Annotated in this window: 11 protein-coding genes; 10 read left to right on the top strand and 1 reads right to left on the bottom strand. The window is 69.2% G+C overall.

Translation table 11 applies throughout. The features are described from left to right. The first annotated feature begins 56 nt into the window (after positions 1 to 56). Complete coding sequence (locus ACFP2V_RS25965) at positions 57 to 296, top strand: integrase core domain-containing protein (RefSeq protein WP_381217248.1); 240 nt, start codon at positions 57 to 59, stop codon at positions 294 to 296. 116 nt (positions 297 to 412) lie between these two features. Here the strand turns inward: ACFP2V_RS25965 and ACFP2V_RS25960 are convergent, their stop codons facing one another. After that, positions 413 to 1,276, bottom strand: a complete 864-nt coding sequence (locus ACFP2V_RS25960) for a fumarylacetoacetate hydrolase family protein (protein ID WP_381217245.1) — start codon at positions 1,274 to 1,276, stop codon at positions 413 to 415. 355 nt (positions 1,277 to 1,631) lie between these two features. On the opposite strand from ACFP2V_RS25960, the gene ACFP2V_RS25955 reads away from it, so the two are divergent. From ACFP2V_RS25955 to ACFP2V_RS25915, 9 genes are all read left to right on the top strand, one after another. Continuing rightward, on the top strand, positions 1,632 to 2,393 hold the full coding sequence (locus ACFP2V_RS25955) for an SDR family NAD(P)-dependent oxidoreductase (protein WP_381217241.1): 762 nt from the start codon (positions 1,632 to 1,634) through the stop codon (positions 2,391 to 2,393). 124 nt (positions 2,394 to 2,517) lie between these two features. Beyond that, positions 2,518 to 3,339, top strand: coding sequence for a phytanoyl-CoA dioxygenase family protein (locus ACFP2V_RS25950; protein ID WP_381217238.1), 822 nt, complete (start codon positions 2,518 to 2,520; stop codon positions 3,337 to 3,339). Between the two features lie 298 nt (positions 3,340 to 3,637). Continuing rightward, complete coding sequence (locus tag ACFP2V_RS25945; protein ID WP_381217234.1) at positions 3,638 to 4,687, top strand: extracellular solute-binding protein; 1,050 nt, start codon at positions 3,638 to 3,640, stop codon at positions 4,685 to 4,687. A gap of 9 nt (positions 4,688 to 4,696) precedes the next feature. Next, positions 4,697 to 6,490 carry an ABC transporter permease gene (locus ACFP2V_RS25940; protein WP_381217231.1) on the top strand — a complete coding sequence of 598 codons (1,794 nt, stop codon included), beginning with the start codon at positions 4,697 to 4,699 and terminating at the stop codon, positions 6,488 to 6,490. Positions 6,491 to 6,503: 13 nt separating this feature from the next. Beyond that, positions 6,504 to 7,694, top strand: a complete 1,191-nt coding sequence (locus tag ACFP2V_RS25935) for an ABC transporter ATP-binding protein (protein ID WP_381217228.1) — start codon at positions 6,504 to 6,506, stop codon at positions 7,692 to 7,694. 155 nt (positions 7,695 to 7,849) lie between these two features. Beyond that, the gene (locus ACFP2V_RS25930; protein ID WP_381217225.1) at positions 7,850 to 8,611 is read left to right on the top strand and encodes a GntR family transcriptional regulator; all 762 of its coding nucleotides are present in this window, start codon (positions 7,850 to 7,852) and stop codon (positions 8,609 to 8,611) included. Positions 8,612 to 8,770: 159 nt separating this feature from the next. Beyond that, positions 8,771 to 9,820, top strand: a complete 1,050-nt coding sequence (locus ACFP2V_RS25925; RefSeq protein WP_381217222.1) for a cupin domain-containing protein — start codon at positions 8,771 to 8,773, stop codon at positions 9,818 to 9,820. 30 nt (positions 9,821 to 9,850) lie between these two features. After that, complete coding sequence (locus ACFP2V_RS25920; protein WP_381217219.1) at positions 9,851 to 11,071, top strand: FAD-dependent oxidoreductase; 1,221 nt, start codon at positions 9,851 to 9,853, stop codon at positions 11,069 to 11,071. 1 nt (position 11,072) lies between these two features. Beyond that, entirely contained in the window at positions 11,073 to 12,056 is a 984-nt protein-coding gene (locus ACFP2V_RS25915) for a substrate-binding domain-containing protein (RefSeq protein ID WP_381217216.1), read from the top strand. Positions 12,057 to 12,080 lie beyond the last annotated feature (24 nt).

The following is a 12,080-nucleotide window of genomic DNA, read 5'->3' as shown; positions in this document are numbered from 1 at the left end:
CTTGTGGGATCAAGAGTAGATGCTCGTTGAGGGCTTCGGCGGACGTCTTCCAGCCTATGGGACGCGTCGGCTCCTGCTTCGACAACGCCGTCAGCGAGGCGTTCAACAGCGTCTTGAAGGTCGAGTACGTCCACCGGCACGCCTTCACTACCCGCACCGAGGCCCGGATCAGGATCGCGACCTGGATCACCGACTTCTACAACACGCGTCGGATACACAGCGTGTGCGGGTTCAAAAGCCCGATCGACTACGAACACGACTACCGAGCCGCCCTCACCGAGGAGCTGGCTGCATAGGAAGGTCTCCACTATCCGAGGGGATTGACAGTTGCGGCGGCCGGCTTCCCGGGCCGGTGCCCGCCGCGGCGTCACGGCTCCCTGGCCGCTCGTGGCGGGGCCCCGGCCCCGGGGAATCAGTTCGTGCCGCGGCCCAGGCGGGAGGCGTACGGGAGTGCGCCGTCGGCGGTCACGCCCACCTCCAAGCGTCCGACCTTCTCGACCTCCATGGCGATGCGGTCGCCGTCGGCCAGTGGGCCCACGCCTTCCGGGGTGCCGGTGGCGATGACGTCGCCGGGCATGAGGGTCATCACGGAACTGGCGTACTCGATGAGCCGCGGCACGCTGTAGATCATCAGGGAGGTCCGGCTGTGCTGACGCGACTCGTCGTTGACCCAGCAGCGCAGTTCCAGGTCATCGGGGTCGCCGACCTCGTCCCTGGTGACGACGAACGGGCCGATCGGAGTGAAGGTGTCAAAGGACTTGCGGGTGGAACGGTCCTCGGTCGAGCGGATGGTGATGTCCAGAACACAGGTGTAGCCGAAGACGTAGTCGAGTGCCTCCTCCCGGCTCACGTTGCGGGCCCGCCTGCCGATGACGACTCCGAGTTCGGCCTCCTGGTCGGTGCGCACGTCGCTGTAGGGGAGCCTGACGAGTTCGTCCGGGCCGATGACGGAGGACGCGGCCTTCAGGAACAGACCCCACTCGGCGATGGTGTTCGGGTTGTTCATCTCGGCCACGTGCGCCCGGTAGTTGGCCGGCGCGCCGATGATCTTGTGCGGCCGGGGCAGGGGGGCGGACCAGGCCACCTTCTCCGGGTCGATCCGGCGGGAGTCGCGCAGTGCCTCCGGGGCGGCAAGGACGTGGCCGAGGTCCTGCTCCAACAGCCGTTGCAGCGGGCCCTGTGGTGTGTCGGGGCCCGGGACCAGGTCCGTCACATCGATAACTTCCGTGTCCGTCGAGACCGCGAGGCGGTTCCCGTCGAAGACTCCAAGACGCATCTGCGCCTCCTTCTCTTCCGACCCTTGAACGGTCGGCTCCGGCGGTGAGGCGGCCGCAGGGCGGGGGTGCGACCAAAGCCCTGAAGATTCATCCGCTGATCAGGATGACTGGAGGATAGGGCCGGTCGGCAGGGGGCGCAATGGTGCTGTCGAGGTCCTTTTGGTCGACAGAAAAGGGCTGGAAGGCCCTTGAAAAAGGTTGCTGCACACCTCTGGTGCGACCACGGGGAGCCATGTACGTTGCAGCTGATTCATCCGGAGAAGCGGATGACTGAATTTCTTGTCGGGTCGGTGCGAGCCGCGTCGACCGCATCGACCGACCTTTGCCCGTCCTTCCTTCCAAGGGGGTGACCGCATGCTGGAAAAGTCCGGATTCGACGGCCTGGGAGTCGTCGTCACGGGAGCCGCCGCCGGAATCGGCGCCGCGACCGCCGAGGTGCTCGGCGGACTCGGTGCGCACGTCCTGGCCATCGACATCGACGCCGACGGTCTGACCGAACTCGCCGCACGTCTGGCCGGTTCGGGTGCCGCCTGCACCGTTGTCGAGGCCGACCTCACCGACCGGTCCGACGTGGAGCGGATCCCCCGGGCGGTGGACGAGTCCGGGATCGTGATCAAGGGACTGGTCAACAACGTCGGGGTCAACAGCCGGCGTTCAATCCAAGACCTGGACCCGGAACAGTGGGACCGGGACCTCGCCCGCAACCTCACCAGTGCCTACCTGCTCACCCGGGCACTGCTGCCGGCGCTGCTCGCGGCACCGCGCGGCGGGTCGGTCGTGAACGTCTCGTCGACACACGCTCTGGCCGCCAACCCGGCGGCGCTGGGCTACGCCACCACCAAGTCAGGACTGCTGGGCTTCACCCGGCAGTTGGCCGCCGAGTTCGCGGACCGCGGTCTGCGGGTCAACGCGGTCTGTCCCGGACTGACGATGACCACACGGATCGCCGACCGGGGCATCTCGCAGCCGCAGGAACGCCTACGGGACCGGCTCCTCGGCGGCAGGTTCGCCGAACCCGAGGAGGTCGCGAACGGTATCGCGTTCCTCGCCTCGGACGCCGCCTCGTACATCACCGGCGTGACCCTGCCGATCGACGGTGGCTTCACGGCCCGTTGACCCGGGCGGTCGCATGCGGTTTCACCGCCCGTCCACCCGGCCCGTCGAGGGCGGCTTCACCGCCCGTCGACCCGGGCGGGTCCTTTCGACACGGCCAGAACCCAACCAGAGAGAGGTGCGTTCCATGACCACAGCGACGACCGGGGCCCTGTCCCCGGGCCAGGTCGACGATTACCGCCGGAACGGCTTCCTGTTCCCGCTGGATGCCATGACGGCCGATCAGGCGGCTTCCTACCGTGCGAAGCTGGAGGCGTTCGAGGCCGAATACGGCGAACGTGGCTCAGCCATCCTGCGCTCGAAGGCCCACCTGGTGCTCCCCTGGGTCAACGAGCTGATCCGGCTGGAGCTCGTGCTGGACGTGGTCGAGAGCCTTCTCGGCCCCGACATCTACTGCTGGGGCTCCTCCTTCTTCATCAAGAACCCGCACCACCCCGGATATGTGGCCTGGCACCAGGACGCCCCGTTCTCCAGCATCCCGAAGGGCGGGGAGATCATCACCGCCTGGATCGCGCTGGCGCCCAGCATGGTGGAGAACGGCTGCCTGAAGGTGGTCGCCGGCACCCACACCAAGGAGGCCGAGCACACCTTCAACAGCGACGACTCCAACATGCTCTCCCAGGGGCAGGAGATCGCCGTCGACGTGGACGAGAACGACGCCACGCTGATCCAGCTCCGGCCCGGGCAGTTCTCGCTGCACCACCAGTTCATCTTCCACGGCTCAGGGCCGAGCCACAGCGACGAGCGGCGCATCGGCATCGCCGTCCGCTACATGAAGCCCTTCAATCGGGAGGAGGGCACCACCGACACCGCCACTCTGGTGCGCGGCAACGACCCGTACGGGACCTTCATCCCCGAGCCGGTACCGACCGCCGACATGGCCCCCGAGTCCGTCGCCTACCTCGACGAGCAGCTGGTCAGCCGGCACGGAGACCGCTACCGCAAGTGACCCGCCGGGCGGGGCTGTCGCGCCGTACGGCACAAGCCCCGCAGGGACCGCCCCGCCCGTTCGCGTGAGCGCCGGCCGCCCGGGGCCGTCCCGCCCCGCGCGTGTCCGCCGCCCTTCCCTGTCCTTCCCGCACGCGTCAGCCGTGGGACAGACGGGGCCACCGCCCCCCACTCCCCCCACTTGCCCCCCGAGCGATGGTGCCGGCTCCGTCCTCCGCGACGAGCACGCCCGAACACGGCGCGGCACCGAAAGACCGACACCGGCTGTGAAACAGCCTCGCGACGAGAGGTATAGAAACATGGAGTACCGCCCGCACCGGACCGGTGTGCTCACCGTGGCCGTCCTCGCCTCCCTGGCTGTGCTTACCGCCTGCGGAAAAGGCGGGCCGGGGGTGAAGGCCGGCGAGGTCGCCGCCACCGGTGAGACCCTGGTGGCCGCGGCCGCGAAGGAGGGCCAGGTCGTCTTCTACTGTTCCCTGACCCCCGCCTCGTGCGAAGCACTGGCCAAGGGGTTCGAGAAGGAATACCGGGGAGTCTCCGTCAAGGTCCTCAGGGCGACCAGCCCCGACCTCTCGGCGCGGTACGCGACCGAGAAGAAGTCGGCAGCCGAAACCGCCGACGTCATCCTGCACGCCGATGTCCCGTTCATCCAGACGGCCCTCAAGGAAGGGCTCGTCACGTCCTTCAAGGACGCCGGATTGCTGCCCGCCGACCACCCCGAGAAGTGGCTCCTCGACAGCGAGGGGATCGCCGGCACGCCGTACATCGTCGACGCCCTCGGCATCGGCATCAACACCGACCTGGTGAAGCCTCAGGACCGCCCGAAGTCCTGGGCCGACCTGGGCGACCCCAAGTGGAAGGGCAAGATGAACGGCCCGCACAAGGACGGCTCCGGCTACGCCACCTACTACGGCACCGTCGACGACCACGTCGACGGCTTCCTGGAGAGCCTGAGCAAGCAGGAGATCTTCCCCGACCCCGGCGGCATGGTCAGCCTGACCGAGTCGCTGGCCGCCGGTCAGTACGCGATCCAGAGCGTGGCCAGCAAGGCCGCCATCGACAACGCCAAGGCCAAGGGCGCGCCGGTCGACATCGTCTTCCCGGAGCCCGGCGCCACGGGCCCGGCCTTCGCCTACACGCTCAACCCCGAGCCCGGCCACCCCAACGCCCAGAAGCTGTTCGCCGGCTACGTCCTGTCCGAGAAGGCCGGCCAGGCGCTGCACGGCGCCAACAGCGCGATAGCCACGCCCCAGGTGGAGACCGAGTTCGAACTGCTGCACCCCAACCTCGAGTACTACCGGCCCGCCAAGGTCGAAGAGGTCTCCAAGATCCTCAACGGTGGCAGGTGAGCGGGCATCATGAGCGAGAACTCCGTCATCGACGCCGAGCGGACCCCCGCGTCCGCCGGCCCGCCAGATGTCCCGGTGCGCCCCCTGAGCGCTCCACGTCGCAAAGCCTCCCCCACCGCCTTCCGTCTCGTCGTCCTGCTGATGGCGGCCGGAGTGGCGCTGCTGATCGGCTATCCCCTGGTGCGGATCGTCCTCGGTCTGGTGTGGGTGGACGGCACACTGACCTTCTCGGCCGTCTCCGAGACCCTGGCCCTGCCCGGGCTGGGTGACACCCTGCTCGACACGTTCATCGTGACCGGCAGCTCCGTCGCGCTGGCCCTGGTCATCGGTTCGGCCTTCGCCTGGCTCAACGAGCGGACCGACGCCCGGATGGGCGTCCTCACCGACGTGCTCCCCGTCGTCAACTTCCTGATGCCCGGCATCGCGACGGCGGTGGGCTGGCTGCTGCTGATGTCCTCGGACGCCGGATACGTCAACAAGGTCATCCGCGCGGTGGCCAACGGGGTGTTCGGGGCGAACCTGACCTCCGGGCCGTTCAGCGCCAACTCCTGGTACACCGTCATCGGCGTCTACACCCTCACCCTGGTCCCGTTCGTCTACCTGGTGGTCTCGGCCGGGCTGCGCAACCTGGACTCGCGGCTGGAGGAGCAGTCCCGGATGTGCGGGGCCGGTGTGTTCACAACCCTGGTCCGGGTGACGCTGCCCGCGCTGCGCCCGAGCCTGCTCAGCGCGGCCTTCCTGGCCGTGTGGTTCGGCTTCGCGGTCTTCTCGGTACCGGTGGTGCTCGCCGAGCCGGCGGGCATCCAGATGCTGTCGGTGGAGATCGTCCACCTGCTCACCTCCTCCTACCCGCCCCAGACCGGTGCGGCGATCGGGCTGAGCAGCCTGGAACTGGTGGTGCTGGGCGTGATCTGGCTGCTCCAGCAGCGGTCCCTGCGCGGCGGCCGTACGGCGGTGATGGGCGGCAAGGGATCGGGCACCGAGCGCATCCCGCTGGGCCGGCTGCGTGGGGTGGCTCGGGCGGCGATGCTGCTCTACCTGTTCTGCGCCGTGCTCCTCCCCGTGGGCGCGCTGACCCTGGTCACCCTCAACGGCTACTGGGGCGACCCCTCCTGGGAGAACTTCGGCCTGGGCTCCTTCTGGTCGATCCTCACCGACCCCGCCAACCAGCAGGCGATCGTGAACAGCCTCCTGTTCGCTCTGGTCACCGCGACGGTCGCGGTCGTGATCGGCGGCGGCATCGCCTGGCTGTCGGTCCATTCCCCGGGCACCGTGGCGAAGGCCGCCGCGGTCGTGTCCAAGGTCCCGGCCGCCATCCCACCGGTCGTCGTCGCGGTGGGCATGGTGCTGGCCTTCGCCGGAGAGCCGTTCTTCCTCGGCGGCACCGCCCTGATCCTGCTGATGGGCTTCCTGGTGGTCGCGATGCCGGAGGCATCCATCACCTCGGAGGCCGCCGCCGGCCAGGTCGGTAAGGAACTGGGGCAGGCGTCCTCGCTCTCTGGGGCCTCGCAGGGACGCACCTTCCGGTCCGTCTACCTCCCCCTGATGCTGCCGGGCCTGGCCGCCGGCTGGACGCTGATCTTCGTCCGGATCATGGCGGACGTCGAGGCCTCGGCCCTCCTGGCGAGCACCGGGACGCCGGTGATCGGCTTCCAGCTCCTGGCCATCTTCGAAGGTGGCGGCGGATACGCCGAACTGGCGGCGCTGGCCCTCTTCGTGTCCCTCGTCTCCATGGTGATGGTGGCGGTGGTCCTGAGCGCCACCTCGATGTGGCAGGCACGCAGAAACCGTCAACAGTCCTAGAAGGAGAGCCGTCATGGCGAATGTCGTATCCCTGGACACGGGAGACGTCACGGCCCGCGAGGCCGCCGCGCACCCTCCGGCACCGGCCGCTCCGGAGCCGGCGCTCAGGATCAGGGGCGTCCGCAAGATGTACCGCCGCAGCGACGGGGAGTCGGTGCCCGCCGTCGATGACACCACCCTGGACATCCACGAGGGTGAGGTGCTGGTGCTGCTCGGTGCCAGCGGCTGCGGGAAGAGCACCTTCCTGCGGTGCATCGCCGGTCTGGAGAAGCCCGACGCCGGAAGCATCGAGAGCCGCGGGAAGATCCTGTCCTCCGCCGAGGACGGTGTCTTCGTCCCGCCCGAGCAGCGCGACATCAGCATGATCTTCCAGTCGTACGCGCTGTGGCCGCACATGACCATCTTCAAGAACGTCGCCTACCCGCTGACCACGGGCCACCACAAGGGCCTGACCCGGGAGCAGATCCGGGAACGGGTGATGGACGTGCTGGAGATGATGGGCATCGCGCATCTCGCGGAACAGCACCCCGCGCAGATCAGCGGCGGCCAGCAGCAGCGCGTCGCGCTGGCCCGGGCACTGGTCAAGGACTCCGGGATCGTCCTGTTCGACGAGCCGCTGTCCAACGTCGACGCCCGGGTGCGTGACCAGTTGCGCGTAGAGATCCGGGAGATGCAGAAGCGCCTGGGCTTCACCGCGGTCTACGTCACCCACGACCAGGAGGAGGCGATCGGGATGGCCGACCGTATCGCCGTCATCGACCACGGGGTCGTGGCCCATGTCGCCACTCCGCGCGAGGTCTACCTCAGGCCGGCCAACCTCAGGGTGGCGCGGTTCATCGGCAAGCTCAACGAGGTGGAGGGCACGGTCACGGCCGTCCGGGGCGACGGCAGCGTCACGGTCGCCACCGCGCTGGGCGACATCGAGGCCGCCACCGGACAGGACGGCCTGCGCACCGGGCAGGAGATCGCCGCGGTCTGGCGGCCCGACCGCACGGTCCTCAACGGCGCCGACGGCGGCGGGAACTGCTGGCCGGGGACGGTGCGGACCTCGGAGTTCTACGGATCCTTCACCGACAGCCGCATCACGCTGGGGGACCGGGACCACGAGGTCATGCACTGGGCGACGGGGGACGTGCCCCTGGAGACGGGCGGCTCCGTGCGGCTCTCGGTCGCGCCGTCCGACGTCAGGGCGCTGGCGCGGTAGCCGAACGGCTGTGCCGACGACCAGAACGCTGGCGTTCCGGACGGGAGAGACTTCTTTCTTCCGGAACGTCCGCCGAGAGAATTCCGTCCACCCACGTGCCGGTTTATCCGGCTGTTACTATGCAGGGTTGAAATGCTCCGTGACCTCTTAGGGGAATGATGCAGCACACGCCACCCCCCGCTCCTCTGTATCAGCGAGTATTCGGGGTGATCTACCAGCGGATTCGTCTGGGTGATTACCCGGCGGGAGAAGCACTGCCCACCGAGGACCGGCTCGTCGCCGAGTTCTCGGTGAGCAAGGCGACCATCCGCAAGGCCGTGGACGAGCTCATCGCCCGCGGACTGGTGTTTCGCCGGCAGGGGAAAGGCACGTTCGTGTACGGGGACGCGGAAGAGAAGATCGGCAGTGTCTTCCGGGGGTCCCTGCTCGACCTCATCTCCGGTACGCCGCGCATGCCGCTCCATGACGTCGGGGTGGAGATCGGGGTCCGTTTTCCCGCCTCGGTCCGCGCGACCCTCGGCACCGACCGGGAGACCGGCAACGTCATCTGGAACCGGCGTACCGCCGGCGGCACGGTGTTCGTCTACTCGACCCATTATCTGGCCCCGCAGATCGAGCACTTCGCACGGGACCCCCGCCTGCGCACCGACGGGCTGCTGACGGTGCTGCACAGCGACGGGGTGGCCATGGAGGGAGCCGAGCAGCGGGTGTCGGCGCAGCTCGCCGACACCGAGGTGGCCAGGCATCTGGAGACCGAACTGGGTGCGCCGGTGCTGTTCTCCCAGCGGATCCTGAGCTCCGTGGACGGCCCCATCGACGTACTGCACAGCTGGTACCGCGGTGATCTGTACGAATGGCGTTCACGCCTGGACATCAGGGGTGACGGTGGCGTGGTCATGGTGCCCGAGGAAAGCTGACGCCCTGCGCGCCGGATAACGCAGGAACACGAGAAAGCGCACTTTTCTCCAGCCTTCTGGAAAGGGTGTGCAGGTTCGACGCTGCCTTTTCCGGTGATTTCGACGGCGTTTTTTTATGGCCCGGTACCCGGGTGCCCGAATCAGAGGAGTGGAGGAAATATGACGACGGTGGAAAACCGAACCGATTCCCCGGCCGATTCACCGGCGGACTTCTACGAGAGGCTGGCCGGGGCGCATGTGGTGCCGCTGTGGCGGGTCCCGGGCACGGACGCTCCGGAGCCCGAACCGGCCGAGGTCCCGCACGTGTGGCGCTGGCGGGAACTGATCCCCCTCATGGAGGAGGCCGGCCGCACCATCGACCTGGGCAGTGAGGCGGAGCGCCGGGCGCTCAACGGCGTCAACCCCGCCCGCCAGTGGGGCACGACGCACACCATGGTCGCCGGCTACCAGCTGGTCCTGCCGGGTGAGGAAGCCACCGCGCACCGGCACACCCCCGCCGCGGTCCGGCTGATGCTCGCCGGCCGGGGGCACACCACCGTCGAGGGCGAGCCGGTGCTGATGGAGCCCGGCGACCTGGTCCTCACCCCCGGATGGAACTGGCACGACCACCGCAACGCGGGCGACGAGCCCATGATCTGGCTCGACGGCCTCGACGTCCCCTTCGTCCGCGGTCTCAACGCCCAGTTCTACGAGGACTACGAGGACAAGCGGATGCAGCCGGCGCGGGTCGCCGAGGACGACAGCGTGGCGCGGTACGGCGCCGGCATCGTACCGGCCGGCCCGCGGACCGGCCGGGCGCACTCGCCCCTGATGAAGTACTCCTACGCCGCCACCCTGGAGAGTCTGGAGCGGCTGCGGGAGTCGGAGGGCGACCCGGAGCACGGGGTCACCGTCGAGTACACCGATCCGCAGACCGGTGGTCCGGTGATGCCCACCCTGGGCTGTGCCGCGCAGCTGCTGCCGGCCGGGCGCCGCACCCTCCGTCGCCGGCACACCTCCAGCACGGTGTTCTGCGTGACCCGGGGCTCGGGCCACAGCGTGATCGGCGGACGGCGCTACGACTGGGAGCAGAACGACTTCTTCGTCGTCCCCTCCTGGACCTGGTACGAGCACGTCGCGGCGGACGGAAGCCCGGACGTCACCCTGTTCGCCATGAGCGACCGGCCGATGCTCGAACCCTTCGGTCTCTACCGCGAACAGCTCGCCTGACCCATGACGACTCCAAGGAAAGAGGTCCCCATGGCCGGCCCGGAAAGCAGGCCGCACGTTCTCGTGATCGGCGGCGGAATCGGTGGCTTCACCACGGCCCTGGCGTGCGCCAGGCGCGGTATGTCGGTGCACGTCCTGGAACGCGCGCCGGAGATCAAGGAGATCGGCGCCGGGCTGCAACTCGGTCCCAACGCCGGCCGGCTGCTCGGCGAACTCGGCGTGTTCGACAGCGTGCTGCGCACCGCCGTGCTCCCGGAACGGTTCGTGATCCTGGACGCCTACACCGGCCGGGAGATCTACCAGGCACGGTTCGGGCAGGCGCTCGCCGAGCGGTTCGGCGCCCCGTACACGGTGATGCACCGCGCCGACCTGCTCGACACGCTGCTCCAGGGCAGCCTCGCCACCGGCCTGGTGACGGCCTTCACCGGCAAGGAGGTCGTCGGCGTCGAACAGGACGCCCGCGGCGCCACCGTCACCTGCGCCGACGGGTCGACCCACCCGGCCGACATCGTCATCGGCGCCGACGGCCTGCGGTCCGCCGTCCGCCGCGAGGTGCTCGACGACAGCGAGCCGGCCGTCTCCCGGTACGCCATCTACCGTGGCCCCGGACCCCGCCCCGAGGGGGTGCAGGACGCGGTCACCCTGTACGCGGGCGACGGGCTGCACCTGATGCAGTACCCGATCCAGGGCGGCGAACTGCTCAACAGGGTGGCCTCGTTCCGCAGCGTCCGCGGTGCGCCGGGCAGCGACACCTGGGCCACCCCGGAGGAGCTCTTCGAGAAGTTCGCCGACACCTGCGACCCCGTGCGGGAGGCACTGCACCACCTGGACCTCGGCAAGCGGTGGGAGCAGTTCGACAGAAAGCCCATGCCCGGCTGGGCCCAGGGACGCGTCGCGCTGCTGGGCGACGCCGCCCACCCCATGCGCCAGTACCTCGCACAGGGCGCCGGCCAGGCCATGGAGGACGCCGTCGCGCTCGCCGCCGCCCTCGCCGACAGCCCGGACGACCCGGTCACGGCGCTCAAGGAGTACGAGGAGATCCGCTTCCCGAGGGCCGCCGCGGTGCAGCGCAACACCCGCTTCTTCGGGGAGATGGTCCACCTGGGCGGCGTCGGCGCGGTCCTGCGCGACTTCGCGTTCAGCTCCCTGGCAGCGGACGACTACTCGCTCGCCGAGTGGCTCTACGGCACCGGCGGGGCGCCCGCCCCGCAGCCGCCCGCCCGGCTCGACTTCTACACCGAGGGGCAATGAAGTGACCATCGACCTGACCATGGCCTGCGGGCCCTACGACCGCACGGCGGCGCTCGCCGACGGCCGGGTGCGCGTCCCCGGAGTGGACCTCACCTGGCTGCCCTTGAGCGCCGAGGAGATCTTCTTCCGGATGGCGCGGCACGGCGAGTTCTCCGCCTCCGAGATGTCGCTGTCCTCGTACACGCTGACGCTGGAACGGGACCGGCCGTTCGTGGCGATCCCGGTGTTCCCCTCCCGCACCTTCCGGCACCACGCGGTGTACGTCCACGCCGACAGCGAATTCACCCACCCCGAGCAGCTCAAGGGGAAGACCGTCGGCATCCCCGAATACCAGATGACGGCCGCGGTGTGGATGCGGGGCATCTTCGACGAGCACTACGGGCTTCCGGTGGACTCGGTCTCCTACCGCACCGGGGGACTGCTGGAACCCGGCCGGACCGAGAAGCTGGCCATCCACGTCCCCGGCGTGGACATCACGCCGATCGCGGAGGGGCAGAACCTCTCCGACATGCTGGAGGCCGGCGAGATCGACGCCCTCTACACCGCCCGGGTGCCCCGCCACTTCACCGACGGCACCCGCCGGGTGCGCCGGCTGTGGGCGGACCCGGCCGCCGCCGAGAAGGAGTACTTCAAGCGGACCGGCATCTTCCCGATCATGCACACCGTGGTGCTGCGACGCGACGTCTACGAGCGCAACCGCTGGCTCGCCAGGGCACTGACCGACGCCTTCCAGGAGGCCAAGGAACACGCCGACCGGGCGCTCGGCGAGACCGTCGCGCTGTCCGGGATGCTGCCGTGGGGCCATCTGGCGGCGCAGTCGGCACGAGACGTCATGGGCGAGGACATCTGGCCCTACGGCCTGGCGCCCAACCACGCCTGCCTGACGGCCTTCCTGCGCTACCTGCACGAGCAGGGGCTCACCGGACGGCTGCTGGCCCCCGAGGATCTGTTCGCCCCGGAGACCCACGAGAGCTTCGTCGTGTAGTGGGCGGCGCGCGAGCGCCGCATA

The sequence above is a fragment of the Streptomyces incanus genome, from assembly GCF_042656345.1.
Taxonomy (GTDB): Bacteria; Actinomycetota; Actinomycetes; order Streptomycetales; family Streptomycetaceae; genus Streptomyces; species Streptomyces incanus.
The sequence above is the reverse complement of the archived record's forward strand: the minus strand, read 5'-3'. Positions and strand labels throughout refer to the sequence as shown.

What these genes read in the sequence shown, in the direction of transcription:
- ACFP2V_RS25965 (WP_381217248.1), top strand. Translation starts at nt 57, where the DNA reads ATGGGACGCGTCGGCTCCTGCTTCGACAACGCCGTCAGCGAGGCGTTC.
- ACFP2V_RS25945 (WP_381217234.1), top strand. Translation starts at nt 3,638, where the DNA reads ATGGAGTACCGCCCGCACCGGACCGGTGTGCTCACCGTGGCCGTCCTC.
- ACFP2V_RS25950 (WP_381217238.1), top strand. Translation starts at nt 2,518, where the DNA reads ATGACCACAGCGACGACCGGGGCCCTGTCCCCGGGCCAGGTCGACGAT.
- ACFP2V_RS25920 (WP_381217219.1), top strand. Translation starts at nt 9,851, where the DNA reads ATGGCCGGCCCGGAAAGCAGGCCGCACGTTCTCGTGATCGGCGGCGGA.
- ACFP2V_RS25960 (WP_381217245.1), bottom strand. Translation starts at nt 1,276, where the DNA reads ATGCGTCTTGGAGTCTTCGACGGGAACCGCCTCGCGGTCTCGACGGAC.
- ACFP2V_RS25935 (WP_381217228.1), top strand. Translation starts at nt 6,504, where the DNA reads ATGGCGAATGTCGTATCCCTGGACACGGGAGACGTCACGGCCCGCGAG.
- ACFP2V_RS25930 (WP_381217225.1), top strand. Translation starts at nt 7,850, where the DNA reads ATGATGCAGCACACGCCACCCCCCGCTCCTCTGTATCAGCGAGTATTC.
- ACFP2V_RS25940 (WP_381217231.1), top strand. Translation starts at nt 4,697, where the DNA reads ATGAGCGAGAACTCCGTCATCGACGCCGAGCGGACCCCCGCGTCCGCC.
- ACFP2V_RS25955 (WP_381217241.1), top strand. Translation starts at nt 1,632, where the DNA reads ATGCTGGAAAAGTCCGGATTCGACGGCCTGGGAGTCGTCGTCACGGGA.
- ACFP2V_RS25925 (WP_381217222.1), top strand. Translation starts at nt 8,771, where the DNA reads ATGACGACGGTGGAAAACCGAACCGATTCCCCGGCCGATTCACCGGCG.